Origin of the sequence: Paramesorhizobium leguminum (assembly GCF_003217235.1) — a bacterium.
Taxonomy (GTDB): Bacteria; Pseudomonadota; Alphaproteobacteria; order Rhizobiales; family Rhizobiaceae; genus Paramesorhizobium; species Paramesorhizobium leguminum.
In genome coordinates, this window is record NZ_QJTF01000005.1 from 20,682 (window position 1) to 44,922 (window position 24,241).

Consider the following 24,241-nt stretch of genomic DNA (forward strand, 5'->3'; position numbering starts at 1 on the left):
CATCCGAATTGGTTCAGAATAGACGATAGCGGGCCTGCTTGGTTTCTGTCTGTTCTTCAGGCAACACGCCCGGATCGTCAACAACCAGCATTTTCACCTCTTCGTCATCGCGCGTATCGTTGGCCGGTTCTCGCTTGGGAGGTTTCAGCCTTGCCGGCGCTGGGATCTCCTCTTCTTCCACCGGTACGACAAGCGGCTTCTGTTCGATCACAGCGGGCGCATTCAGTGTTTCCGATTCGTCTCCACGCACTTCCTGCCCAGCCTCTATCATCGGAGCCAGTTGCTCGACTGGTACCTTCCATTCGAACGCATTGAGCCGCCCCGTTAGTGGAGAGACGGGCGCCCATTGTTCCGACACATAGCCATCCGCCGTCCAGGCCGGATCGCGAGGCGCTTTCACCGCGCGCGCAAGCCACTGGCGTACGCGACCCTGGTCGCCCGTTTGCGCCTCCTCGATATCGGCGAGCAGCAGATAAGCGCTCTCGCGCGGGCTCATCCGCAACACCGCCTCGGCATTCTCTCGCGCCAGCTTATAGTTCCCGGCGTCGAGCGCGGCCTGCGCCAGCGCCAGACTCGCTTCCGGATTGTTGGCACGAAGCGCGAAGAGATGGCGCGCCCGCTTTAACCGGTCGAGTGCGGAATCGCCCGGACGCGCGTGAATGTAAACCTGCGCGATTTCAGGATGCGGATTCTTCTTCCATGCCGCTTCGAGGATTTTGGCGCCCTTACGCAAATCACCCTCCCGGAAATATGCACGCGCCGCGATTACGGCGGCGGGGATAAGATCGGGCGCAAGCTTGTGCGCTTCAAGCGCGACCGTCTTTGCCGTCACCGGATCGGAATCGAAGGTGGAGATCGCCTTGGCAGTGAGCAGCGCCGCGCGCTCTTGTTTTATCGCCGCCTTGTCCGCCGCGCGTGTTGCCTTGCGCGCATCGAGGAGTTTGAGTGCGCCGTCCCAATCGCCCTCGACGGTCAATCGCCCAAGCACGGCGCCCCTCGCCCAGTCGACATGCGGAGCCATCAGGGATGCTTCGCCGGCATAGTGTTGCGCCGCTTCATGTTCGCCCGCGCGCTGCGCTTCGAGATAGAGGCCGCGCAATCCCAAAAGCCGCGTCTCTGGATCGTTCAGCATCGCCTCGAACGCCCCCCGCGCTTCGTCCACGCGGCCCTCCAGCATGGCGCTCTGCGCTTCCAGGAGCCGGATCAGCGGCTCCTGGTCCACATTGAGCAGCTTGTGCGCCTGCCCGGCCATGCGCCGCGCGGTTGCCGAATCTCCCGCTCCCGCTGCAATGAGGCCGGTCGAAAGCGACTGGTAGCCCCGGTCGCGCTTGCGCGCGCGAAAATGCCGCCGCAGGAGATCTGGCGAGCGGATGATGCTTTTGATCAGCCACCATGCCAGCATCACCGCCGCGATGATTGCCACGAGCGCCGAGGCCGCCGCCATCAGCGTCAGCTCATAGCGCATGCCCGCAAAGGTAACGATGAGATCGCCGGGCCTGTCCGCAAGCCAGGTAAAACCGGCACCGAGCACAAGGACCAGAAGAACGAACAGCAGAATGCGCGTCATGGATTTGGCGTTCCTTAATTGGCTGACGACGCGGCCGGCGATGCCGGTGCCCCAAGCGCGCTGGCGAGCGTTCGCGATACCAGCGCGTTCGTGTCGCGGCGCGCCTTCATCTGGGTGGCGAAATCGGCCGATACAGCCTTTGCTGCGTCGGGCAGCGTTTCCCACTCCGCGATGGCGCGATCGAGGTCGCCCCGCGCAAGCGCCGCTTCAATACGCGCCGTAATCGCGCCTATGCTGTTGCCGCTTACCTCACCGACCGGGCGAGCCTTCACAAGGCTTTTGGCGCTCGCCAACAGCTGGTCGACAACGCTGGCGTTGGGGTCCGCATTCTGCTCCGTTGCGACTATCCTGTTCGCCACATCGTCGAACTGATGGTTGAGATCGGCAATCGTCGGAACGCCCGCCGCCGCGAATTTTCCAAGCGCCTCGATGTCCGTCGATTGCGGCGCCATGGCTCTGTAAGTGTCGAGTTCCGCGGCGAAGGAACCGCCGCGATCGATTGCCGATTTGAGCGCGGTTGCCGCAATCGCAGCCGCAATCGCCGGCTGGCGCGACTGGTCCATGATACGCGTTTCGAGTGCCGCAAGTTTCGACTGGATGTCAGCGATGCTGCCTGAATCCTGCGATGCGGATTGCGTCGCCTGGGCGGAGGCGGAGGTGATTTTTTCTTCCAGAACCGCGAGGCGGCTTGTCAATTTTTGCACGTCCTGCATGGGCAATGAATTATTATTAGCCAGCTTTGCAATTTCATCCCTCAGCGTAACGACCTGCGATTCCGCGCTCTTCACCTGCTGCAACGCCTGACGCGCGGTTGCGCTCGTGTCGGCAAGTTGCGCTTGGGTCGGTGCATCCGAATTGCCCCCGTTGAGCGCGCTCATCAAGGCTAGGGCGATGGCGCCTCCCGCCACGCCCGCCGCGATATGGGAAACCCACGCGCGTCCATCCAAGGCCGGTTTCGGCTTCACCGATGCGGCTGCGTCCGTCTGGTGGCTCGAAACCTTTTCCGTCTTCTCTGCGGCCATATATTCTTTTCCAACTGCTTCGCGCGGCTTGGCAAAATCGCCGACCGGTTCCGCTGGAGGCGCTTCTTTCGCGGCTGAGGCAGGCTTTGCCTCCGTCGGCTCCGCCACCCGTTTCACCTGCGATGGATCGAGGTCGATCGTGACCGGCTTGCCAACCGGTTTCGAGTGACGCGATGTTCCGGATTTCGCCATGGTGCCTCTCGTCTTTTAAAATGGACGCCTGATCGGACCTTAACAGATAAAATCGGCAGATGAAGGCTTGGCTGAATCAAAGTGCCGCAAGAAGCTTAAAAAGCGCTTGCTCGTCAGGCCTTTCACTTACACTTGCCCGCTTTTTCCATTCGTTGGAAAGACTTTTCTGGATACGCGAGGAAAGGCATAAAAACCGAGTGTTCTGCCAGAAGTCTACCGGAGTTTCCGGCCGTTCCGATAGCGTGATGAGCGCCTTTGCCGCAAAGACGGAATAGACCAGCGCGGCGTCGATCGGTGCGTCTCCCAGCATCTTGACGGCATCCTGACGATCGATTGCCACCGTGTCATAGGTTTCGCAAACGGTAACCGCAAGACCGTGTGTTCTTACCATCTTTTCGAAATCCGAACGGCGCACCCGGCCCGCGAGGTAGAGCACATGCGCACCTGGGGACAGTGCCTCCAAGAGTAAGGCTGCTAGCGCCTCGCCATCTCCTGCAGCCGCGATCACATCGCGAAACCCGGCGGCTTTGGCCGCCCGCGCCGTCTTCTCGCCTACCGCATAGATAGGCAGATCTATAAGGCTGGCGATCAGTTCCGGCGCGCCATGGCGTATTGCATTGACGCTGGTGATTGTCACCGCGTCATACTCCCCCGGCGACACCTTTGCCGCCAGTGGCGTCGTCTCGCTCAACGGCAGCACGACCGGCGAAAATCCCATCGCTTCCAGCCGCCGCGCGGTCAGCGACGCGCCCGGCTCCGGCCTTGTCACCAGCACGCGCGCCATCGCTCATTTCCAATCGAAGAAGTGCGGCCCCGCCCGGGCAAGCACGCGCTCCGCCGCATCGGTTCCGATTATCGCCGCATCGGCAACGGAGCCTTCCGCCTTGATCTCATGCGCCTCGCTGCCATCGGGCGTAAGAATCATGCCGGAAAAAATGAGCCGGTCGCCGGCAATCGTCGCCAGCCCCGCAATGGGCGTGCGGCAGGAGCCGTCGAGACAGGCGAGAAATGCCCGCTCGCAATCAAGCGCCGCGTGGGTATCGCGATCATCGAGCGGGGCGAGCAATTCATTTATCCGCGCATCGCCCACGCGGCTTTCGATGGCGATTGCCCCCTGTCCCGGCGCGGGCGGAAAGAGAACTGGATCGAGCAGTTCGGTGACGACATGCTCCATACCGAGACGCTTCAATCCGGCATAGGCGAGGATGGTTCCGTCGGCCTGTCCCTCTTCGAGCTTGCGCAATCGCGTCTCTACATTGCCACGAAAACCAACCACATGGATGTCGGCCCGCATCCGGCGGATCAATGCCTCGCGGCGTAGCGACGAGGTGCCGACGGTAGCACCCACCGGCAGGTCGGTAACGCGTGGCGCGGCCCTTCCGATAAAGGCGTCACGCGGGTCTTCCCGCTTGAGAAACGCCGAGAGATAAAGCCCCTCCGGCAGAACCGTTGGCATGTCCTTGCTCGAATGCACTGCAAGATCGATCCGCCCATCGCGCAGTGCGTCCTCGATCTCCTGGGTGAACAGTCCCTTGCCACCGACTTCTGAAAGCGGACGATCCTGTATCCGGTCGCCCGCCGTCGACATTACCGCGATTTCCACGGCGTCGTTGCCAAGTCCGTGCGCCTCCATCAGCCGCCGGCGCACTTCGCGCGCTTGCGCCAATGCCAGCGGGCTGCCGCGCGTGCCGATCTTCAAGGGTGCTGTTTGCATATGGCGTTGTCCATGGTACCGCGTTCGCCTATCTACTATCTACCTAATGATCTTTGCCTTGGGCGGCAATGAATGCAGGGTCTAAAGTTAAATGCGCGTGCTGGGAATAGAGACAAGTTGCGACGAAACCGCCGCCGCCGTCATCGAGCGCGATGAGTCCGGCCATGGCCGGATTCTGTCCAATGTGGTGCTGAGCCAGATCGCCGAACATGAGCCCTATGGTGGCGTGGTGCCGGAAATCGCCGCCCGTGCCCACGTCGAGGCGCTGGACGGTCTGATCGCCCGCGCGCTTGATGAAGCCGGTACACCGCTGAGCGAAATCGACGCCATCGCCGCCACCGCCGGTCCGGGCCTCATCGGCGGCCTTATCGTGGGGCTGATGACCGCGAAGGCGCTGGCGCTGGCGGCAGACAAACCGTTCCATGCGATCAACCATCTCGAAGGCCATGCGCTGACGGCGCGGCTGACCGACAACCTCGCCTTTCCCTATCTCTTGCTGCTCGTCTCGGGAGGTCATACGCAGATGATTCTCGTGCGCGGTCTCGGACAATACGAGCGCCTTGGCACCACCATAGACGATGCGCTGGGCGAAGCCTTCGACAAGACGGCCAAGCTGCTCGGCCTTCCTTATCCCGGCGGCCCGGCAGTGGAGAGAGCGGCGCTTGCCGGTGACCCCAAGCGGGTTACCTTGCCGCGACCGCTGAAGGGCGAGTCGCGGCTCGATTTCTCTTTCTCCGGCCTCAAGACCGCCGTGCGTCAGGCAGCCACTGAACTTGCGCCGCTCAGCGATCAAGACGTCGCCGATATCTGCGCATCGTTTCAAAGAGCGGTGGCCGATACTTTGGCAGACCGCGTGTCGCGCTCGCTCGCGCGCTTTCGCGAGCGCTTCCCTGAGACCGCCGAACCCGCGCTGGTCGTGGCGGGCGGCGTGGCTGCCAACAAAGCGCTCCGCGCCATGCTGGAAAAGCTCTGCGCTGAAAACGGCTTCCGCTTTCTCGCTCCGCCACACGAACTCTGCACCGACAATGCTGCGATGATTGCTTGGGCCGGTGCGGAACACGCAGCTAACGGTGATGGCGATTCTCTCGATATTGCGCCACGCTCACGCTGGCCGCTGGATGGGGCAGCGATGCCTTTGATCGGCGCCGGACGCCGGGGAGCGAAAGCATGATGAGCTCTCAGCAGGTTTCGGAAAAGTGTGAAGCGGCTTTCCGGCAAAAACCTACGACAAATGAAAAGTTAAAAATCGCCGTGCTGGGTGGTGGCGCATGGGGAACGGCTCTCGCCAGCATGGCAGCGCGGAGCGGCCACCGGGTCGCGCTCTATGCGCGCGATGTGACGGCGGTCGATGATATCAACCGCAACAATCGCAATGAGCGCTACCTGCCCGGCATCGCTCTTCCCGCCGGCATCGAAGCGAGCACCGATGCTGTCTCCGTCCTGAAGGACGCGGCTGTCATCCTCGCCGCTTTTCCCGCGCAGACAATGCGTGACGCGCTGGGCGTTGTTGCACCGCATGTACCGGTGAACGCGCCGGTCGTTCTTTGCGCCAAGGGCATCGAGCGCGCGACGGGACGGCTGATGTCCGAGATCGTTTCCGGCATCCTGCCCGGCAATGAGATTGCAGCCCTGTCGGGTCCAAGCTTCGCCGCCGACGTGGCGCGCGGGTTGCCCACCGCCGTCACCATCGCGGCAGCCAGGCAGGAGGCAGCGGACCGGCTGGCGATCGTTCTCTCCGGCCCGGCGTTCCGCTGTTATTCGACAGACGATCTGATAGGCGTCGAGATCGGCGGCGCGCTGAAAAACGTGCTGGCATTGGGCGCCGGAGCAGCTATCGGTCGCGGTCTTGGCGCAAGCGCGCAAGCGGCCCTCGTCACACGCGGCTTTGTCGAACTGCGCCGCATCGCCGAGGCGATGGGCGGGCGGCCTGAGACGGTAATGGGCTTGTCCGGTCTGGGCGATTTGATGCTCACCTGTTCCTCGCCGCAATCGCGCAACTATTCCTACGGCATGGCGCTGGGTGCCGGTGAATCGCTCGAGGGCAGGCCACTCGCCGAAGGTGTCGCCACCGCGCCCATCGCCGCTGAGATATGCGTGAGCCGCAATATCGACGCGCCGATCATCATAGCCGTCTCTGCGCTCCTTGCGCGGCATCTTACTGTTGACGAAGCGGTCGAGGGCCTGCTCAATCGGCCATTGAAAAACGAGTTCTGAGCATGCGACCAGAATGAAACGAACCAAGGGAACCAGAATGCTGTTCGCCATCCTGTGCAACGACAAACCCGGCCATCTGCAGCTGCGCCTCGACACCCGTCCCGCGCATCTCGACTATCTGAACAATCTCGGCGAAAGGCTGAAATTCGCCGGCCCCTTCCTTGATGCCGACGGCAAGCCGAACGGCAGTCTCCTCGTCATCGAGGCCGACCATTTGGATGCAGCCAAGGGGATCGCGGCGAAGGATCCTTATTCGCTCGCCGGACTTTTCGAGACGGTCGATATCCGCCCATGGAATTGGGCGATCAACAATCCCGCGAATTCCTGAGCAGAGCGTGATCCCAAAAAGTTGCAGACTTTTTGGATAACATCATGCGACAAAAAATGAGATCCAAGATGGCTTATTGGCTTTTCAAATCCGAGCCGCACAAATGGTCGTGGGAAAAGCAGAAGGCGGCGGGCAGCGAAGGCACGCAATGGGACGGCGTGCGCAATTATCTCGCGCGCAACAACATGCGCGCCATGCAGCTGGGCGACAAGGGCTTCTTCTACCATTCCAACGAAGGGCTGGAGATCGTCGGCATTATCGAAGTCTGCGGGCTTGCCCATCACGACACCACGACGGATGACCCGCGCTGGGAATGTGTCGACATCCGCGCCTTCTGCGATGTGCCGAAACCAGTGACGCTGAAAGCAGTGAAAGCGAATCCGGCGCTAGAGAAAATGGCGCTCGTCACCTCCATGCGCCTCTCCGTCCAGCCCGTGACGGAGGACGAATGGAAAGAAGTCTGCCGCATGGGCGGCCTTGATCCGGCACCGTGAGGAATTAGTAAATGGTCCCCCCGCGGCCAGAGACGAGCCGCTAAGCAAACCGTTTCGCCCCAGCAACGCAAACCACCACCGCGGCGGCAGTTGCCACCATGCCCCAGCCCACCGCCTCATGCGCAACCAGCGCAGCGAGCGTCAGTCCGAAGAACGGCTGCAACAGCTGCAACTGCCCGACCGCAGCTGTGCCGCCCTGCGCCAGGCCGCGATACCAGAAGACGAAACCAATCAGCATGCTGAACAGCGACACATAGCCGAGGCCACCCAGCGCGGGCCACCCGATACCGTCCCATGACGCGGGCTGGGTGAAAAACGCCAGCGGTAGCATCAGCGGCAAGGACAGAACCAGCGCCCAGCATATCACCTGCCACCCGCCCATCCTGCGGGACAGACGCGCGCCTTCCGCATAGCCGAGCCCGCACACCACGATTGCCGCCAGCATCAATCCATCACCCATGAGAGACGAGCTGCTTCCCTGTACCATGGCATAACCGGCGACAATCGCGCTTCCGGTGATGGAGAACGCCCAGAACATTCCGCGCGGACGCTCGCCGCCGCATAGCACCGCAAATATTGCGGTGGCCAGCGGCAGCAGCCCGATGAACACGATGGCGTGTGCCGATGTCATGCCGCGCAGTGCAAGCGCTGTCAGCAGCGGGAAGCCGACCACCACGCCGAACGCCACGACGAACAGCGACAGAAGATCGCTCCGGTTCGGAAAACGCTGTCTGTTGAGGATGAGCAGAGCCAACGCCAGTACGCCCGCAATTGCGGCGCGCGCCACTGTCAGGAACATCGGATCGATGTCGAGCACGGCAATTCGCGTGGCCGGGAGGGAGCCACTGAAGATAAGTACGCCCAAAAACCCGTTAATCCAGCCCGTCGTCCTGTCCATTATGCCTATCCAACCTGTTGCAAACTCTGTAGTCTCTCATCCGGGACAATGACCGGCATTGCGCTGGGGCGGGTAGAGACAGTAGCAGTACAATTTCACCGGACTGTACCGGGACGAGGAAAAGTACAGATGTTGCATCAACCCGCTGTCAGCGATGACGCATCGCATGACCCTACGTTCGACGACGCTGCCCAGAACGAGTCGACGCTGGTCGAAAAAGTCATGGGCATCATTCGCGGCCGCATCGCCGCCTTGAGCCTCTCGCCGGGTGCGCGGCTGCCTTCGATCCGTCGACTCGCCGAAACCATGGATGTTTCGAAATCGACCGTCGTGGATGCCTATGACCGGCTCGTTGCCGAAGGCGTCATCCAGTCACGCCGTGGGGCCGGTTTCTTTGTCGCGGGCCGCACTCAGCCTTTTGCGCTCACCTCCACCGGCCCTCGTCTGGACCGGGAGATCGATCCGCTTTGGATCATGCGCCAATCGCTCGAAGCTGACAGCACGGCGCTCAAGCCCGGCTGCGGCTGGCTGCCGGAAGACTGGTTGCCGCAGGAAGGCATCCGCCGCGCAATGCGTGCGCTCGCCCGCGATGAGGCCGCAATCTTCACCGACTACGGCGATCCGCTGGGCTATGCGCCGCTCCGGCTGCACCTCTCCCGCCGCTTGGGCGAGCAGGGCGTCGAAGCACCGCCTGACCAGATTTTGCTCGTCGATTCAGGCACCCACGCGCTCGACCTTCTCTGCCGCTTTTTCCTTCAGCCGGGCGATGCGGTGCTCGTGGATGATCCCTGCTACTTCAATTTCCAGGCGATGCTGAAGGTGCATCAAGTCCGGCTCATCGGCGTTCCCTACACACCAGGCGGCCCGGATCTCGAGGCTTTTGCGCGCGCCGCGGCGGAGCATCGGCCGAAGCTCTATATCGGCAATGCCGGACTGCATAATCCGACCGGCGGCATGATGAGCCCAGCCATCGCCCACCGGCTGCTGAAGCTTGTCGAGCAACATGACATGATCGTCATCGAGGACAATATCTTCGCTGATTTCCACCCCTCGCCACCGCCGCTTCTGGCAGAGCTCGACGGGTTGGACAGGATCGTTCATATCGGCAGCTTCTCCAAGACCCTGAGTGCAGCAGCGCGCGTCGGCTATATCGCGACCCGCGGTGATTGGGTCGATCGCCTCACCGATCTTAAGCTCGCCACTACGTTCGGCTCAAGCCAGCTTTCCGCCCAGCTTGTCCATACGCTCCTGATCGACGGTACCTATCGCCGCCATGTCGATGCAGTACGCGCCAGGCTTGCCGCAGCGATGACGTTGACATCGAACCGGCTGAAGGCGGCCGGACTGGAGTTGTGGACCGAGCCGCAAAGCGGCATGTTTCTCTGGGCGAGGCTACCGGCGGGTATGGATTCCGCACTTATCGCCCGCCACGCGCTGGAGCGCGGCGTGGTGTTCGCGCCGGGGAATGTTTTCAGCCTTGCACATAACGCCGCGAACTATCTTCGCTTCAATGTGGCGCAGTCAGCCCAACCGCGCATTTTCGAAGTGCTGCATCAGGCGATGGTTACCGCAGCACGCGGATCATCGTCTGCTTACTGAGATACGGTAAGAGGCGCGCCATGTCGGCGCGCTTCAAAGCGATGCAACCTTCCGTGGGCTGGTAACCCGGCCGCGCCAAATGAAGAAAGATGGCGCTTCCCCGACCGCGCCGGCGAGGGCGAATGTTCCAGTCCAATACGATTGCAATGTCGTAAAGGCCATCATTCCGCCAAAGCCGCTCATGGCTTTGAGAATAAGGCAGCCGCACCGGCCTGTTGTAATTGCGGTCGTCCGGCGCATCGCACCAGCCATCGCCGCAGTCGATAGGACGGAACGGAAGCACGGAAGCGGGTGCGAAATTTGCCCTCCGCCGGCGCCATCCATATATGAGATGCATGAGCCCGAGCGGTGTCGCGCCATCGCCTTCCCGTTTGAAAGCACTGATGCCCCCCCTTGCCGAGCGCGCAATGCAACACCAGATTACCCGTAACGAGAAATCCCTGCGAAGGATTTCCCGGGCGGGACCGAACGTCGATCCGGCGCAAGGCGCCGCTAGAGCAAGACCAGGAAAGCTGTGGAGCGGTTTTCCCGGGAAAAACAGGAACTGTTTTCCCAGCGGGCTTGCGTAAAAGCAATGGGTCTACCCTATTCATTTCCCGCCTCGCGGATCGTTTCTGCCGCCGGAGGGGCCAGAATTAACCGCATAAATGGTTACATCTAGCCTCATCTCGCTCTAAATGCGATAAAACGTCAATGACGATGCAATAATGAACGAGGATACGCATGACTGGCCGTACAATTCTGATTGTGGACGACGATGAGGACCTCCGCTCAATTCTCGTGGAACAGCTCGAACTCTGCGAGGAGTTTCATATCCTGCAGGAGGATACCGCCACGAAAGGTATACAGACGGCGCGCAATGAAATGGTCGATCTCCTGATCATGGATGTGGGCCTGCCCGACATGGACGGACGCGAGGCGGTGAAGCTGTTGCGCAAGGGGGGCTTCAAGCCTCCCGTCATCATGCTGACCGGGCATGATACCGATTCCGATACGATCCTTGGGCTGGAATCCGGCGCCAATGATTACGTTACCAAGCCGTTTCGCTTCGCGGTGCTTTTGGCGCGCATACGCGCGCAATTGCGCCAGCATGAACAGAGCGAAGATGCCACCTTCACCGTTGGGCCATACACCTTCAAGCCGGGGCAGAAGCTGCTGATAGATGAGAAGGGCGGCAAGATCCGCCTGACCGAGAAGGAAGCGGCGATCATCAAATATCTCTATCGCGCCGGCGACAAGGTCATCGGCCGCGATATGCTGCTTGAAGAGGTATGGGGTTATAATTCGGGCGTCACCACCCATACGCTCGAAACACACGTCTATCGCCTGCGCCAGAAGATCGAGAAGGATCCGTCCAACGCGGCGATTTTGGTAACAGAAAGCGGGGGATACAAGCTCGTTCCCTGATGGCTCAGCTAGGGCGAGCCGTGTATTGACGATGATATGGCGCTCGACGACGATATTCGCATTCTCGGCACGGTCGGCCTGTTCGAGTCTTTCACGCCCGAACAGTTGCGCCTGCTTGCCTTCGGCGCAGAACGGCTCGTGCTGCGCGCGGGCCGCGAGCTGTTTCGCGAAGACCAGAGCGCCGATTGCGCATATGTCGTCATTTCGGGCAGCATAACGCTGTTTCGCGAAACCAATGACGGGCGAATTCCACTCCGTTCTGTCGAACCCGGCGCCATGCTGGGCGAAATGGCGTTGCTCACCCAGACGACGCGCCCCACCGGCGCGGTGGCCGAAGTGGAAACGGAAGTGATCCGTATCAGCCGCTCCGTCTTCCACCGCATTCTGGAAGAATATCCGCAAGCCGCGGCCTCGCTCCACGCGCATATCAGCCGCGACGTGACCGGCCTCATACGGCAACTCGAAAAGCTCTCGCCGCTATTTAACGATTAGAGCATGATCTCTCAGATTGCAGGCTGCTTGGAAAAGATCATGCGGCTACACCCCGCTCTAAAGATTGAAATGGGCGATCACCGGCACATGATCCGATGGCCGTTCCCAGCCGCGCGCCTCGCGCAGGACCGTTACCGAGGCGAGATCGGTTTCCAGATCGGGCGACCCCCAGATATGGTCAAGGCGGCGCCCGCGATCCGATAGGTCCCAATCCCGCGCCCGGTAGCTCCACCAGGTGAAGACCTTCTGCTCCGGCGTGATGTGGTGGCGGATGAGATCGCTCCATCCGCCGATATGGCGCACAAATTCCAGCCCTTCAGTCTCGACAGGCGTATGGCTGACCACCTTCAAAAGCTGCTTGTGTGACCACACGTCGGTTTCAAGCGGTGCGATATTAAGATCGCCGAGCAGCATCGAGGAACATCCGTCACCCGTATCGGCAAGGATGGCTTTCATCTCTTCAAGGAAACCGAGCTTGTGCGCGAACTTCGGATTGATCGCCGGATCCGGCTCGTCGCCGCCCGCCGGCACGTAGAAATTATGGATGCGCAGGCGCCTCACTCCCACCGGCACCACGGCGCTTAGGTGGCGGCAATCGACGATGTTGCAGAAGCCTTTGCGCTCGACACCGTCCAGCGGCCTGCGGGAAATGGTGGCGACACCATGATATCCCTTCTGGCCGGAGACCGCGATGTGCGCATAACCCAGCGCATGGAAAGCTTCGTAGGGGAAGAGATCGTCAGGACATTTCGTCTCCTGCAGGCAAAGCACATCCGGCTGATGCTCGCGCAGAAACCGCTCGACCAGACTCATGCGCAGGCGCACGGAATTGATGTTCCAGGTAGCGACGGAAAAGGGCATGGGGATTTTGCTCGCACGGGATAAGGAATCGCGGGCGAACTTACAGCATCGGAGCGACGGTGCCAGCCTGAAATTGAAGACAAGTGGCGCGTTTCGGGTCAGGGCGAGGCGAAAATGGTGGCTTTCGAGAACCGGAGCGCAGCGTACTTTGGTACGTGAGCACCGGAAGCGCAGAAAGACGCCATTTGCAGCCCGCCCTCACCCGAAACTCACTGCCCCTTCCGCTTCATCGCGATACGGGTATAGTCGATCGTAAACATGTCAGGCGCAAACCGCACGCCTTCACGAACATTGAAAATCATGACGGTCGTATCGAGATTCTGCGCGTCGGTGATTGTCCACTGCTTCAGCGCATTGTTCTTCGGATCGAACATCATGGTGATCTTCGAATCGCCGAACACCGATTTGTCGCCGAGCACCAGCGTCGTCATGTCCGGCTCCTGCTTTACCTGCTTCAAGCGTCCGCCGCCCAGATCGATCCGGTCGCTCAGCAGCAGTTTCAGCGGCGTCTTCGAGAGCGGATAGAGATCCCACGTATCGAGCTTGCGATTGTTGACGACGACGGATTCGCCATCGGAAATCACCCGGATGGGCGAATTGTTATAGTTGAAGCGGATCTTGCCCGGGCGCTCGATATAGAAGGTGCCGCCGCTCTGCTCGCCGCGGGGACCGAACTGCACGAACTCGCCCGTCATGGAGCGTACAGCCGAAAAATGATTCGCGATCTGCTGCGCCGCCGCCGTCTGCTCTGGCGTGACCTGGGCGAGCGCCGGGGCAAGCGGCGTCATGATCGAAACGGCCATGACGGTCAGGCCGAGCGCGGCTCCGCGCACAAGTCCTTGCAGGCTGGGGACAGTAAAGAGCCGCATCTTGTTCGTTTTCATCAATAAACGATCTCCAATTACCTTGCTGGACCTAAAGGACCAGTTTGACGCGAGTGTGGCGTTTAAACGAGCGAACATCCCTGTTCGTTCCGCTCTGATCGTCATTCTCGGGCTTGTCCCGAGAATCTACCGAGGCATAATCTGTCAGTACGGCAATCGCTTTTCTTTTTTCTTACGGCAGATTCTCGGGACATCCTCGGGTTCAACCCGAGGACTTCGAATGACGACAAGCGTCGGCGCGTTATCCTGCCAGCCCTCAGTAATCCTCGCCCTCGCCCGGCACCAATATCTCCCGCTTGCCCGCATGATTGGCGGGACCGACGATTCCCTCCTTCTCCATGCGTTCGATGATCGAGGCCGCGCGGTTGTAGCCGATGCCGAGACGCCGCTGGATATAGGAGGTCGAGGCCTTCTTGTCGCGCAGCACCACCGCGACCGCCTGATCGTAGGGATCGTCCGAATCGTCGAGATTGGAGGTCCCGGCAGGCCCGCCGCCCTCGCCGTCCTCGTCGTCTTCCTCGGTGATGGCGTCGAGATATTCCGGCGCGCCCTGGCGCTTCAGATGCTGGACGACCTTCTCCACCTCGTCGTCGCCGACGAAGGGGCCGTGTACGCGCTGGATGCGCCCGCCGCCGGCCATGAACAGCATGTCGCCCTGCCCCAGCAATTGCTCCGCGCCCTGCTCGCCAAGGATGGTGCGGCTGTCGATCTTCGACGTGACCTGGAAGGAGATGCGCGTCGGGAAGTTGGCCTTGATCGTGCCGGTGATGACATCGACCGAAGGACGCTGCGTCGCCATGATCACATGGATGCCCGCCGCGCGCGCCATCTGCGCCAGCCGCTGCACCGCGCCCTCGATATCCTTGCCGGCGACCATCATCAGGTCTGCCATCTCGTCGATTATGACGACGATGTACGGCATCGGCTCGAGATCGAGTTCCTCGGTCTCGTAGACTGCCTCGCCCGTATCGCGGTCGAAGCCGGTTTGCACCGTGCGCTCGATGCGCTCGCCCTTCTTCTGCGCCAGCCCGACGCGGGCATTGAAACCGTCAATATTGCGCACGCCGACCTTCGACATTTTGCGATAGCGGTCCTCCATCTCGCGCACGGTCCATTTGAGCGCGACGACGGCCTTCTTCGGATCGGTGACGACGGGGGTCAGCAGATGCGGGATGCCGTCATAGACGGAAAGTTCCAGCATCTTCGGGTCGATCATGATCAGGCGGCATTCCTGCGGCGTCATGCGGTAAAGCAGCGACAGGATCATCGTATTGATGGCGACGGATTTGCCCGAGCCGGTGGTTCCCGCGACGAGCAAATGCGGGAACTTGGTGATATCGGCGATAACAGGCTCGCCATTGATGGTCTTGCCCAGCGCCAGCGCCAGCTTGGTCTTGGTCTGCTCGAAATCGCGGCTCGCCAGCATCTCGCGCAAATAGACCATTTCGCGCTTCTGGTTGGGCAGTTCGATGCCGATAGCATTGCGCCCCGGCACCACAGCGACGCGCGCGGCGATGGCGCTCATCGAGCGGGCGATATCGTCGGCAAGGCCAATGACGCGCGAGGATTTGATGCCCGGCGCAGGTTCCAATTCGTAAAGCGTCACCACCGGGCCGGGACGCACATGAATGATATCGCCCTTGACGCCGAAATCCTCCAGTACGCCTTCCAGCAGCCGCGCGTTCTGCTCCAGCGCTTCCTTGGAAAGGCTCGCATCGCGCACAACTTTCTTCGGCTCGCTCAGAAGCTGCAGCGGAGGCAGCTCGAAAACGCCGCTGATCGTACGCGGCGGCTTGGTGGCTGTCTGCGCCCGGCCGCCGGCCTTCTGCGCTCTGGGCGGCACCTCCACCCGGCCCGTCGCGAGCGGCGGCGCCGCCGGACCCATATCATCCTCGTCGAAAGGCGGTTCATCGAACTCATCGCGCCCATCGCCGAAGCCCGGCTCACGCCGTGCGCCGCCACGGGCCGGAGCCGCGCCGAGCGAATGCCCTGCGGCCTGCCGCTCTCGCCGCGCCGCGCCTCGTCCGGTCAGGCGATGCAGCATCGCCCGCGCGCTGTAGAGCCAATGCGTCACCGCGCCAAGCGCAAGCGAGCCGCCGCCATCTTCGTCGTCATCGCCATCCTCGTCATCAAGCTCCTGCGGCGTACGTGCCTTCGGGCGCGCCGGGCTGGCGAGAGGCTGCGCCCGCCCCGTCAAGCCGCTGGCAAAGGCGCAAAGCAGCAGCGCCGGAACGGCAAGAATGGCGATGATGATCGACGCGGCGCTGCCGCGCGGAAAATCGCCAAGAAAGATACTTGGAACTTTGAGAACAAGATCGCCCAACACACCGCCGAGCCCGATCTGCATCGGCCAGCTCTGCGGCGCCGAGAGGCAGCTTGCGATTGCGGCGAATAGCAGCGCGGACCCGACCCAGGCGAGAATTCGCTTTGGCAAGCGGCCGATATGTCCATGCGCGATCAGCAGCATCCCCCAGAACACGGCAGGCAGCAGCGCTGCGACGCTGGAGAGCCCCAGGAACTGCATGGCAATATCGGCAAACGCCGCGCCGGGGAAGCCCAGCGCATTGGTGACCGGATTGGACGTGGCATGGCTGAAGCTCGGATCGGCGACATTCCACGTCGCCAGCGCTCCCGCGGCGAGCCCTACCCCGGCAAGCACCAGAAGACCAAACAGGATATCGAGCTGCCGGCGGAAAATACCCGCCAGTTCGAGACGGGCATTACGCGTTCTCTCGCCCTGAAGCGCATATCCTTGCCGCATGAAGCTAATTGCCTTTTACCATTGCCTGTTCCGCCGATATTCCGCCTGACGGATTCGGCCCCAACCCTAAGGCAGGGAAGGTTAAGGCCGCATTAACCATGCAATGAGTTGGGGCTTTCCTTGGGAAGCGCTTTCTCCGGCGGGCAGATTCAACTTAAAGCAGTTCGATTGAAAAGGAAATGTCAGCGGGACAGTACCGCTGCCCTGCCGGGCATCTCCCCCTCCCAGTCGTCATCCTCGGGCTTGACCCGAGGATCCACGGACAAGGGGGCGTAAGCGGCATTATAACTCGCGACGGGATCGTTAATTATCGGCCTGGATATCGACCGTGTCCGCTTACTGAACGGCGCGGATGCGGGCGGCGATGCCGGTGCTCCTCAGCCGTGGATCCTCGGGTCAAGCCCGAGGATGACGACTGGATAGACGGAATCGCTAATGTTCAACCACTGCACTTGCCAGGACCGCCGTACTCTCCATTAATAGTCCCATAAGAAAAAGGCCCGGAATCCGGGCCTTCTCCACATTTCGAACGGCTGGTGCCCAGTTTAATGCACCGTCTCGCCATGCAGGTTGATATCGAGACCTTCGATTTCTTCCTGCTTGGTCGGACGCAGCCCGACGAGCGCCTTGACGACATACAGGATGATCGCGGTGGCGACGGCGGAATAGATGATGGTGAAGATGACACCATAGATCTGCGTGCTGACCGAGGCGCCCGAGCTGAGCGCGTTGACGGCCGGATCGGCGAACACGCCGGTCAGGATCGCGCCGACGATGCCGCCCACGCCGTGCACGCCGAAGGCATCGAGCGAGTCGTCATAGCCGAGCGCATGCTTCAGCTTGACGGCGGCGATGTAGCAGACGACGCCCGCGATGAGGCCGATGATCAGCGCGCCGGTCGGGTTGACGAAGCCGGCGGCGGGCGTGACCGCGACGAGACCGGCGACGGCGCCCGAGATGATGCCGAGCACGCTCGGCTTCTTGGCGACGATCCACTCCGCGAACATCCAGGTGAGCGCGGCGCCGGCGGCGGCGACCTGCGTGTTCAGCATGGCGACGCTGGCAAGCGCGTTGGAGCCGACAGCCGAACCGGCGTTGAAGCCGAACCAGCCGACCCACAACAGCGAAGCGCCGATGACCGACAGCACCAGATTATGCGGCGCCATGTTGACCTGGCCATAGCCCTCGCGCTTGCCGATGATGAGCGCGGCGACGAGACCGGCGATACCGGCATTGATGTGAACGACCGTGCCGCCCGCGAAATCAAGCACGCCATGGGAGCCGAGGAAACCGCCGCCCCAGACCCAATGCGCCACCGGCACATAGACGACGATGAGCCAGATGGCCATGAACAGCAGCATCGCCGAGAACTTCATGCGTTCAGCGAACGCGCCCGCGATCAGCGCCGGGGTGATGATCGCGAAGGTCATCTGGAACATGATGAACAGATATTCCGGGATCGTCCCCGCCAGCGGGTGCGCGGAGGTCATGCCGACGCCGGAAAGGAAGGTCTTGCTGAAGCCGCCCAGCCAGGAATTGATCGACCCGCCGTCGGTGAAGACGAGCGAATAGCCGACGATCATCCACAGCACGCTCAGGAGGCAGCAGATCGCGAAGCTCTGCATGACCGTGGAAAGCACGTTCTTCTTGCGGACCATGCCGCCATAAAAGAGCGCAAGGCCAGGAATGGTCATCATCAGCACCAGCGCCGAGGACGTCAGCATCCACGCCGTGTCGCCGGTGTCGAAAGCAGGCGCGGCGGCGGCAGCGGCAGGCGCGGCTTCCTGCGCCATTGCCGAGCCGGCGAAAGCGCTTAAGGCGGCGAGCGAGCCGCCTGCGGCGCGCATATGTCTATTCAATGTGAACATCAAAAATCTCCGTCGATCCACCGGCCCCAAACGCTCAAGCGTCCCAAGTCCCGGCCCAATTTCCCATAACCAAGTTCCGTGCCAATTCCCCCATTGGCTCCTAACCGGCTATAAAGATTGATTATTTTCTCGTCCCTCGATAGAGCCTCATGCTACGCTGGCGTGACCTGCACAAAAAACAGCCATTTCCGCTGATTGCGCCGCCTGTTTGAGCATTTTGACCTATGGAAGCCATGGATTGAACCCGCGCTTCTAGAGCGCATCCGCATCGGTTTCGCCGGTACGGATGCGCACCGCCTGGTCGAGGGGAATGACGAAAATCTTGCCATCGCCGATCTGGCCGGTCTTGGCGGCGGCGGTGATGGTCTCGACGGTCTTCTCCACGAGATCCTTAGCTACCGCGACTTCAATCTTGATCTTCGGCAGAAAGCTCACGGTATATTCCGCGCCGCGATAGATTTCCGTATGCCCCTTCTGCCGTCCGTAGCCCTTCACTTCGGTCACGGTCAGGCCCTGAATGCCGATTGCGGTGAGTGCTTCGCGCACCTCATCCAGCTTGAACGGCTTGATGATCGCCATTACGATTTTCATCTGCGTCTCCCTGCTTGTGTTGCGGCTTCCCGCGTTGAAGCTATCGCCATGAACGGCCATGCCGTTCCGGTGACTGCAGGGGCAATTCAAGCTTCGTGCCAGTTGGCTACACGGTTGATTTTATTATGAAAATATTGTCGAGATAAATGCCGCACGCATGTAGTGCCTAAAAAATAGGCGGAAATATTCGCATCTGTAAGTTGATGCCGTTTAATTATCCTCCCGCACCCGGATCAGCCCCTCCTGCGTCACGGAGGCGATGAGCAATCCATCCCGCGTATAGATCGAACCGCGATTGAAACCGCGCGCGCCTGCCGCGCTTGGGCTGTCCTGCGTATAGAGCAGCCAGTCATCGAGCTTGTTGGGATGATGAAACCACATGGCATGGTCAAGGCTTGCCACCTGCAGATCGCGGTCGAAGATCGAGCGGCCATGCGCATGGAGCGACGTGTCGAGAAGCGTCATGTCGGAGATATAGGCTAGCACCGCCGCCTGCAGGGCGCGATCATCAGGCACGGGCCCGGTGGTCCTTATCCAGACGTTCTGTTCCGGCGGCAGCTTCTCGCGCGTGAAATAATGGGCAAGCGCGACCGGCTTCATCTCGATCGGGCGCTCGCTTTCCCAATATCTGCGCACGCTTTTCGGCGCGAGGTGCAGATACTGCTCCTTCATCTCCCGGTCGCTCATCAGCTTTTCGGGTTCAGGCACGCCCTCGGGCATCGGCTTCTGGTGAGAAAGCCCGTCTTCGTCCACCTGAAACGAGGCTGAAAGCGCAAAGATCGCCTTGCCATGCTGTATGGCGACCACGCGCCTGGTGGTGAAGCTCGAACCGTCGCGAATGCGGTCCACCTCGTAGATGATCGGCACCGCCGGATCGCCGGGCCGCATGAAATAGGCGTGCAGCGAATGCACATGCCTGTCCTTGTCCACCGTGCGCTGCGCTGCCACCAGCGCCTGCCCGATCACTTGCCCGCCGAACACCCGCTGCCATCCCACCTGCGGGCTGCGGCCGCGGAACAGATCATGCTCCAGCGTTTCCAGATCGAGAATCGACAGGAGTTCTTTCATGGCTTCGGACATGGCTCGATCGCCCTCACGCTTACGTTTATTTCCGCTTCAACAGGAACAAGAGAATAAGTGAAGGCGTTGGAGACGCAACGGGCAATGCTGTGAAGCCAAAGAAATGACAACGAAATTTCCAACATTGACAGATGTCCGGTATAGGATCATCGGTTCTTCGAATATTCGATGACGACGGAAGGAAATGTAGCGATGACCGGCCAGACCACTGCTCAACCTGCCGCAAGCACCGCCCCGGTCGATATTTTGATCGCCGGCGGCGGCTATGTCGGACTTGCCACCGCCGTTGCGGTCAAGGCGGCCTCGCCACACCTGCGCGTTCTTGTCGTGGATAGCGCCCCCCCCGGCAATTGGAAGAAGGACCCCCGCGCTTCAGCCATCGCCGCCGCCGCCTCGCGCATGCTCGATCGGCTGGGTTGCTGGCAGCCTATCCTCCCCGACGCCCAGCCGATCAACGACATGATCGTCACCGATTCCAGAACGTCCGATCCCGTTCGCCCGGTCTTCCTCACCTTCGATGGCGAGGTATCTCCCGGCGAACCCTTCGCCCATATGGTCGAGAACCGCACGCTCAATGCCGCGCTCCATGCCAAAGCCGGGGAACTGGGTGTGGAGATCATCGAAGGCATCGGCGTCGACCGCTTCGATACGCATGCCGGCAGCGTCACCGTTCATTTGAGCGACGGGCTGACACTGGAGGCGCGATTGCTCGTCGCTGCCGACGGGATGCGCTCGAAGTTGCGCGAGCGCGCTGGAATCAAGACCGTGCAATGGGACTACGGTCAGTCGGGCATCGTCTGCACCGTTCATCACGAGCGCCCGCACAATGGCCGCGCGGAGGAGCATTTCCTGCCTGCCGGCCCCTTCGCCACCCTGCCGCTCAAGGGCAACCGCTCATCGCTCGTCTGGACCGAGCGTACGCGGGATGCGGAGCGGATCGTCGGCCTCGATGATTTCCGTTTCGAAGCCGAACTGGAGCAGCGCTTCGGCCACAAGCTTGGGACGATCAAGGTGGAAGGCCCGCGCCGCGCCTTTCCGCTCGGGCTCATGCTGGTGCGCGAATACGTCAAGCCGCGCTTCGCGCTGGTGGGCGACGCCGCGCACGGCATTCACCCCATCGCCGGACAGGGCCTCAATATGGGCTTCCGCGATGCAGCTGCACTCGCTGAAATCATCGTCGGCACCGATCGGCTCGGCCTCGACATCGGCTCGCTCGCCGCGCTTGAGCGCTACCAGTCCTGGCGGCGGTTCGATACGGTGCAGATGGGCGTGACGACGGATCTGCTCAACCGGCTGTTCTCGAACGACATCACCCCGGTGCGTGCAATCCGCGATATCGGCCTCGGTCTTGTGGACCGAATGCCGGGAATGAAGCGGTTCTTCATTCGCCAGGCCGCTGGCCTGTCAGGAAACACCCCACGCCTTTTGCAGGGCGAGGCGATTTGAAGATTTTATGCTTAGCATGATCCCGAAAAGTTGCAGACTTTTCGGATAAGATCATGTGGTGGGAACAAGCCACTCTGGCGGAGCCAGCCATTGCGCCCTATATGGCATCTGCAATCATGCAAACGCTTCTCATCACGAAGGAGACGGCAGATGGACAGGAAAGCAACGGCAATCTGGAAGGGCGGCCTGACCGACGGTTCCGGCACACTCGACACGCAAAGCGGCGCTTTGAAGAATTTGCCTTACAATTTCAAGGCGCGTTTCGAGGATGAAAGTGGCAAGGCCGGGACGAACCCGGAAGAACTTCTCGCCGCCGCCCACGCAGGCTGCTTCGCCATGGCCCTTTCCCATATCCTGGCTGAGAACGGCACCCCAGCGCAAAAGCTTGACGCAACGGCTGCGGTCACCGTCAAGCCGGCCACAGGCGGCGGTTTCGAGATCACCAAAAGCGCGCTGACACTTGTCGGCACCGTGCCCAATATCAGCGATGCCGATTTCCGTAAGCTGGCCAATCAAGCCAAGGAAGGCTGCCCGCTTTCCAAGGCTCTCGGCGCCATCGAGGTTACGCTGGACGCGAAGTTGGCATGATAGAACGCCTTCCCTCCCCCTTGCGGGGGTCCGAAGGACGGGCGAGACCCGTGGCTCGCCCCGGTAAATGGTCCGAAGGACCGGTGGGGGTGGTGCAGAATCGAGCGCACCCGCCTCCGCCCACTCCGCGGGCAACTTCCCCCGCAAGGGGGAAGGAAGAGGCTTCAGACCTACTCCGGCAAGTGACACACCGCCTCGATATTATGCCCATCCGGATCGATGACGAAGGCCCCGTAATAATCTGGATGATAATGTTCGCGAATTCCGGGTGCGCCATTGTCGTGCCCACCGGTTTCAAGCGCGGCCTGGTAGAAACGATCCACTTCGGCGCGCGTGCCGGCGGAAAATGCGATATGCAATTGCCCTGACAACCGCGCGCCCTTTTGCGCGCCGATCCAGAACTCCGGCTTGCCATGGCGGCCATAACCCACCCAGTGGCCGAACTCCATGACAGGCTCTATCCCGAGCGGTGCCAGCACGGCGTCATAAAATGCCCGCGATTTCCTCATGTCGGAAATGTTGAAACCGATGTGATCGAGCATGTGACCTCACAAGATCGCGTTGCTTTTATCCCAGAGGGTATTGATCCAATACCGCCAAAAAATGTCCAGCTGTTCTTTCGCGGCCTCCACCTCCAGCGCGTTACGCTCCGATCTGGTCAACCCTTGCTCAGCCAGCGCAAACTCGCTTTTCAGAAAACTCATTATCGGGGTCGGTACTCGCCCTTTTCCCAATTCCCGCGTTTCAGCTTTGCGTGCCAACAGATCGTGGATGCAGCTTTTCAAATCCCCTGGTAGGTCTGCGGTTTCACAAAGCGTTGGAAAATGCATAGGTGCAATTTTCTCATCGGCATGAACGCGCAACCAGCGTAATGCCATGAGCGGGCGCAGGGAATAGAAAACCTTCTTTAGTGCCTGATCCTCTTCATCACTGGCAAAGCGCTGGAACTGGCTTCTCGCCATATAGTAATAATGCCTTGCAAACCCATCACGATTGCCAACATTTGCCAGCGCCAAAAATGCGGATCTGAACTCTTCATGCGCCTGATAGACGATTGGAGATGTGAGCCATTCGACGATGACCGCGTTCCCTGTCAGCAGCAATTTCAGCGCCTTGGACAACTCCCAGCCATTGACGTCGATGATCGGGGTCAGCGGCGTCTCAATAACATCCCTTTTCGGGAAAAGAGTGAAACTGTCCTCGACAGGCCGCACATAGACGAAACGACAATCATAGTCGCTGTCGGGAGAAGGAAAGCCCCATGCGCGGCTGCCGCTTTCCACCGCAAGCGGAATGATGACACGTTCATCGCGCGAGACGCCCTCCAGCCGCCGGTAAGTTTCATCAACGGCTTCGCTATCGAAATTATCCGGCAATGCGCGCATATGGGCTCCTCCAAAAAGAAACGGCCTCACAAGTGAGGCCGCCTCATTATCATCAAATTACCGATCAGACCCGCCGTTCCACCATCATCTTCTTGATCTCGGCAATCGCCTTGGCCGGGTTCAGCCCCTTGGGGCAGGCCTGGGCGCAGTTCATGATCGTGTGGCAGCGATAGAGCCGGAACGGATCTTCCAGATTGTCCAGCCGCTCGCCCGTTGCCTCGTCGCGCGAATCGATCAGCCAGCGATAGGCCTGCAGCAGCACGGCGGGGCCGAGATAGCGCTCGCCGTTCCACCAGTAGCTCGGACACGAGGTCTGGCAGCAGAAGCACAGGATGCACTCGTAGAGCCCGTCGAGCTTGGCGCGGTCCTCATGGCTCTGCAGCCATTCCTTGGCCGGCTCCGGCGAAACGGTCTTGAGATATGGATCAATCGAGGCGAGCTGCGCATAAGGCACCGTCAGGTCGGGCACCAGATCCTTGACGACAGGCATGTGCGGCAGCGGATAAACCTTCACCGTCCCGCTGATCTCATCCATGCCCTTGGTGCAGGCCAGCGTGTTGGCGCCGTCGATATTCATCGCGCAGGAGCCGCAAATGCCTTCGCGGCAGGAGCGGCGCAAGGTCAATGTCGGATCGACATTGTTCTTGATCCAGAGCAGCCCATCCAGCACCATCGGTCCGCAATCGTCGCGGTCGACATAATAGGTGTCCATGCGCGGGTTTTCGTCATCGTCCGGCGACCAGCGATAGACCTTGAACTCCGTCAGATGATTCGTGCCTTCAGGCCGGGGCCAGACATGGCCAGGCTTGAGCTTGGAGTTTTGGGGAAGTGCGAATTCAGCCATTTGCCT

General features: G+C 60.9%; 23 protein-coding genes and 1 pseudogene. 9 read left to right on the forward strand and 15 right to left on the reverse strand.

All coding sequences use genetic code 11. The features are described 5' to 3' along the window. Positions 1–13 precede the first annotated feature (13 nt). From C7477_RS05525 to hemC, 4 genes are all read right to left on the reverse strand, one after another. Positions 14–1,567, reverse strand: coding sequence for a heme biosynthesis protein HemY (locus tag C7477_RS05525; protein ID WP_110749880.1), 1,554 nt, complete (start codon positions 1,565–1,567; stop codon positions 14–16). Between the two features lie 14 nt (positions 1,568–1,581). After that, entirely contained in the window at positions 1,582–2,781 is a 1,200-nt protein-coding gene (locus C7477_RS05530) for a COG4223 family protein (RefSeq protein WP_110749882.1), read from the reverse strand. A 76-nt stretch (positions 2,782–2,857) separates the two neighbouring features. After that, entirely contained in the window at positions 2,858–3,565 is a 708-nt protein-coding gene (locus C7477_RS05535) for a uroporphyrinogen-III synthase (RefSeq protein WP_110749884.1), read from the reverse strand. A 3-nt stretch (positions 3,566–3,568) separates the two neighbouring features. Further along, positions 3,569–4,495 (reverse strand): hydroxymethylbilane synthase, encoded by a 927-nt coding sequence (gene hemC, locus C7477_RS05540; RefSeq protein WP_110749886.1) that lies wholly within the window; start codon positions 4,493–4,495, stop codon positions 3,569–3,571. A gap of 91 nt (positions 4,496–4,586) precedes the next feature. On the opposite strand from hemC, the gene tsaD reads away from it, so the two are divergent. From tsaD to C7477_RS05560, 4 genes are all read left to right on the forward strand, one after another. After that, a complete protein-coding gene (gene tsaD, locus C7477_RS05545) occupies positions 4,587–5,666 on the forward strand; it encodes a tRNA (adenosine(37)-N6)-threonylcarbamoyltransferase complex transferase subunit TsaD (protein WP_110749888.1) in 1,080 nt (359 codons plus the stop codon). Continuing rightward, entirely contained in the window at positions 5,666–6,709 is a 1,044-nt protein-coding gene (locus C7477_RS05550) for an NAD(P)H-dependent glycerol-3-phosphate dehydrogenase (protein WP_110749890.1), read from the forward strand. Before tsaD ends, C7477_RS05550 begins: the two co-directional genes overlap by 1 nt. Before the next feature lie 37 nt (positions 6,710–6,746). Then, entirely contained in the window at positions 6,747–7,037 is a 291-nt protein-coding gene (locus C7477_RS05555) for a YciI-like protein (protein WP_110749892.1), read from the forward strand. A 68-nt stretch (positions 7,038–7,105) separates the two neighbouring features. Next, on the forward strand, positions 7,106–7,531 hold the full coding sequence (locus C7477_RS05560) for an EVE domain-containing protein (protein WP_110749894.1): 426 nt from the start codon (positions 7,106–7,108) through the stop codon (positions 7,529–7,531). A 40-nt stretch (positions 7,532–7,571) separates the two neighbouring features. Here the strand turns inward: C7477_RS05560 and C7477_RS05565 are convergent, their stop codons facing one another. Next, on the reverse strand, positions 7,572–8,429 hold the full coding sequence (locus C7477_RS05565) for a DMT family transporter (protein WP_110749896.1): 858 nt from the start codon (positions 8,427–8,429) through the stop codon (positions 7,572–7,574). Positions 8,430–8,651: 222 nt separating this feature from the next. On the opposite strand from C7477_RS05565, the gene C7477_RS05570 reads away from it, so the two are divergent. Then, positions 8,652–10,028: an aminotransferase-like domain-containing protein gene (locus C7477_RS05570; protein ID WP_342633265.1), complete on the forward strand. Its 1,377-nt coding sequence runs from the start codon at positions 8,652–8,654 to the stop codon at positions 10,026–10,028. Here the strand turns inward: C7477_RS05570 and C7477_RS05575 are convergent. Further along, a pseudogene (locus tag C7477_RS05575) lies at positions 9,994–10,513 on the reverse strand (L,D-transpeptidase family protein). The gene C7477_RS05570 and the pseudogene C7477_RS05575 sit on opposite strands and share 35 nt — an antisense overlap. A gap of 238 nt (positions 10,514–10,751) precedes the next feature. On the opposite strand from C7477_RS05575, the gene optR reads away from it, so the two are divergent. Together optR and C7477_RS05585 are read left to right on the forward strand one after the other, a co-directional pair. Then, positions 10,752–11,435 carry a response regulator OptR gene (optR, locus tag C7477_RS05580; protein ID WP_110749900.1) on the forward strand — a complete coding sequence of 228 codons (684 nt, stop codon included), beginning with the start codon at positions 10,752–10,754 and terminating at the stop codon, positions 11,433–11,435. A gap of 36 nt (positions 11,436–11,471) precedes the next feature. Then, a complete protein-coding gene (locus tag C7477_RS05585) occupies positions 11,472–11,927 on the forward strand; it encodes a cyclic nucleotide-binding domain-containing protein (protein WP_110749902.1) in 456 nt (151 codons plus the stop codon). Between the two features lie 57 nt (positions 11,928–11,984). Here C7477_RS05585 and C7477_RS05590 read toward each other — a convergent pair whose 3' ends face one another. The 6 genes from C7477_RS05590 to tesB form a co-directional block, all read right to left on the reverse strand. Continuing rightward, complete coding sequence (locus C7477_RS05590; protein ID WP_110749904.1) at positions 11,985–12,788, reverse strand: exodeoxyribonuclease III; 804 nt, start codon at positions 12,786–12,788, stop codon at positions 11,985–11,987. Positions 12,789–12,997: 209 nt separating this feature from the next. Further along, positions 12,998–13,672 (reverse strand): outer membrane lipoprotein carrier protein LolA, encoded by a 675-nt coding sequence (locus C7477_RS05595; protein WP_110749906.1) that lies wholly within the window; start codon positions 13,670–13,672, stop codon positions 12,998–13,000. Between the two features lie 256 nt (positions 13,673–13,928). Further along, on the reverse strand, positions 13,929–16,433 hold the full coding sequence (locus C7477_RS05600; protein ID WP_110749908.1) for a DNA translocase FtsK: 2,505 nt from the start codon (positions 16,431–16,433) through the stop codon (positions 13,929–13,931). A 545-nt stretch (positions 16,434–16,978) separates the two neighbouring features. Then, positions 16,979–18,301, reverse strand: a complete 1,323-nt coding sequence (locus C7477_RS05605; RefSeq protein ID WP_110749910.1) for an ammonium transporter — start codon at positions 18,299–18,301, stop codon at positions 16,979–16,981. A gap of 252 nt (positions 18,302–18,553) precedes the next feature. Further along, positions 18,554–18,892, reverse strand: coding sequence for a P-II family nitrogen regulator (locus tag C7477_RS05610; RefSeq protein ID WP_110750248.1), 339 nt, complete (start codon positions 18,890–18,892; stop codon positions 18,554–18,556). Between the two features lie 210 nt (positions 18,893–19,102). Beyond that, positions 19,103–19,972 (reverse strand): acyl-CoA thioesterase II, encoded by an 870-nt coding sequence (tesB, locus tag C7477_RS05615; RefSeq protein WP_110749912.1) that lies wholly within the window; start codon positions 19,970–19,972, stop codon positions 19,103–19,105. 192 nt (positions 19,973–20,164) lie between these two features. On the opposite strand from tesB, the gene C7477_RS05620 reads away from it, so the two are divergent. Beyond that, positions 20,165–21,418, forward strand: coding sequence for a ubiquinone biosynthesis hydroxylase (locus tag C7477_RS05620; RefSeq protein ID WP_110749914.1), 1,254 nt, complete (start codon positions 20,165–20,167; stop codon positions 21,416–21,418). A gap of 150 nt (positions 21,419–21,568) precedes the next feature. Then, positions 21,569–22,006 (forward strand): OsmC family protein, encoded by a 438-nt coding sequence (locus tag C7477_RS05625; protein ID WP_110749915.1) that lies wholly within the window; start codon positions 21,569–21,571, stop codon positions 22,004–22,006. A gap of 170 nt (positions 22,007–22,176) precedes the next feature. Here the strand turns inward: C7477_RS05625 and C7477_RS05630 are convergent, their stop codons facing one another. The 3 genes from C7477_RS05630 to C7477_RS05640 form a co-directional block, all read right to left on the reverse strand. Continuing rightward, positions 22,177–22,548: a VOC family protein gene (locus C7477_RS05630; RefSeq protein ID WP_110749917.1), complete on the reverse strand. Its 372-nt coding sequence runs from the start codon at positions 22,546–22,548 to the stop codon at positions 22,177–22,179. 6 nt (positions 22,549–22,554) lie between these two features. Beyond that, the gene (locus C7477_RS05635) at positions 22,555–23,391 is read right to left on the reverse strand and encodes a nucleotidyltransferase domain-containing protein (RefSeq protein ID WP_110749919.1); all 837 of its coding nucleotides are present in this window, start codon (positions 23,389–23,391) and stop codon (positions 22,555–22,557) included. A gap of 64 nt (positions 23,392–23,455) precedes the next feature. Then, on the reverse strand, positions 23,456–24,235 hold the full coding sequence (locus C7477_RS05640) for a succinate dehydrogenase iron-sulfur subunit (RefSeq protein ID WP_110749921.1): 780 nt from the start codon (positions 24,233–24,235) through the stop codon (positions 23,456–23,458). Positions 24,236–24,241 lie beyond the last annotated feature (6 nt).

Excerpts from the sequence above, each read along its gene's own strand:
- C7477_RS05630 (WP_110749917.1), bottom strand. The coding sequence starts at position 22,548 with ATGCTCGATCACATCGGTTTCAACATTTCCGACATGAGGAAATCGCGG.
- C7477_RS05625 (WP_110749915.1), top strand. The coding sequence starts at position 21,569 with ATGGACAGGAAAGCAACGGCAATCTGGAAGGGCGGCCTGACCGACGGT.
- C7477_RS05565 (WP_110749896.1), bottom strand. The coding sequence starts at position 8,429 with ATGGACAGGACGACGGGCTGGATTAACGGGTTTTTGGGCGTACTTATC.
- C7477_RS05550 (WP_110749890.1), top strand. The coding sequence starts at position 5,666 with ATGAGCTCTCAGCAGGTTTCGGAAAAGTGTGAAGCGGCTTTCCGGCAA.
- C7477_RS05595 (WP_110749906.1), bottom strand. The coding sequence starts at position 13,672 with ATGAAAACGAACAAGATGCGGCTCTTTACTGTCCCCAGCCTGCAAGGA.
- tsaD (WP_110749888.1), top strand. The coding sequence starts at position 4,587 with ATGCGCGTGCTGGGAATAGAGACAAGTTGCGACGAAACCGCCGCCGCC.
- optR (WP_110749900.1), top strand. The coding sequence starts at position 10,752 with ATGACTGGCCGTACAATTCTGATTGTGGACGACGATGAGGACCTCCGC.
- C7477_RS05605 (WP_110749910.1), bottom strand. The coding sequence starts at position 18,301 with ATGTTCACATTGAATAGACATATGCGCGCCGCAGGCGGCTCGCTCGCC.
- C7477_RS05635 (WP_110749919.1), bottom strand. The coding sequence starts at position 23,391 with ATGCGCGCATTGCCGGATAATTTCGATAGCGAAGCCGTTGATGAAACT.
- C7477_RS05535 (WP_110749884.1), bottom strand. The coding sequence starts at position 3,565 with ATGGCGCGCGTGCTGGTGACAAGGCCGGAGCCGGGCGCGTCGCTGACC.
- C7477_RS05620 (WP_110749914.1), top strand. The coding sequence starts at position 20,165 with ATGACCGGCCAGACCACTGCTCAACCTGCCGCAAGCACCGCCCCGGTC.
- tesB (WP_110749912.1), bottom strand. The coding sequence starts at position 19,972 with ATGTCCGAAGCCATGAAAGAACTCCTGTCGATTCTCGATCTGGAAACG.
- C7477_RS05525 (WP_110749880.1), bottom strand. The coding sequence starts at position 1,567 with ATGACGCGCATTCTGCTGTTCGTTCTTCTGGTCCTTGTGCTCGGTGCC.
- C7477_RS05590 (WP_110749904.1), bottom strand. The coding sequence starts at position 12,788 with ATGCCCTTTTCCGTCGCTACCTGGAACATCAATTCCGTGCGCCTGCGC.
- C7477_RS05640 (WP_110749921.1), bottom strand. The coding sequence starts at position 24,235 with ATGGCTGAATTCGCACTTCCCCAAAACTCCAAGCTCAAGCCTGGCCAT.
- C7477_RS05560 (WP_110749894.1), top strand. The coding sequence starts at position 7,106 with ATGGCTTATTGGCTTTTCAAATCCGAGCCGCACAAATGGTCGTGGGAA.
- C7477_RS05555 (WP_110749892.1), top strand. The coding sequence starts at position 6,747 with ATGCTGTTCGCCATCCTGTGCAACGACAAACCCGGCCATCTGCAGCTG.
- hemC (WP_110749886.1), bottom strand. The coding sequence starts at position 4,495 with ATGCAAACAGCACCCTTGAAGATCGGCACGCGCGGCAGCCCGCTGGCA.
- C7477_RS05570 (WP_342633265.1), top strand. The coding sequence starts at position 8,652 with ATGGGCATCATTCGCGGCCGCATCGCCGCCTTGAGCCTCTCGCCGGGT.
- C7477_RS05610 (WP_110750248.1), bottom strand. The coding sequence starts at position 18,892 with ATGAAAATCGTAATGGCGATCATCAAGCCGTTCAAGCTGGATGAGGTG.
- C7477_RS05530 (WP_110749882.1), bottom strand. The coding sequence starts at position 2,781 with ATGGCGAAATCCGGAACATCGCGTCACTCGAAACCGGTTGGCAAGCCG.
- C7477_RS05600 (WP_110749908.1), bottom strand. The coding sequence starts at position 16,433 with ATGCGGCAAGGATATGCGCTTCAGGGCGAGAGAACGCGTAATGCCCGT.
- C7477_RS05585 (WP_110749902.1), top strand. The coding sequence starts at position 11,472 with ATGGCGCTCGACGACGATATTCGCATTCTCGGCACGGTCGGCCTGTTC.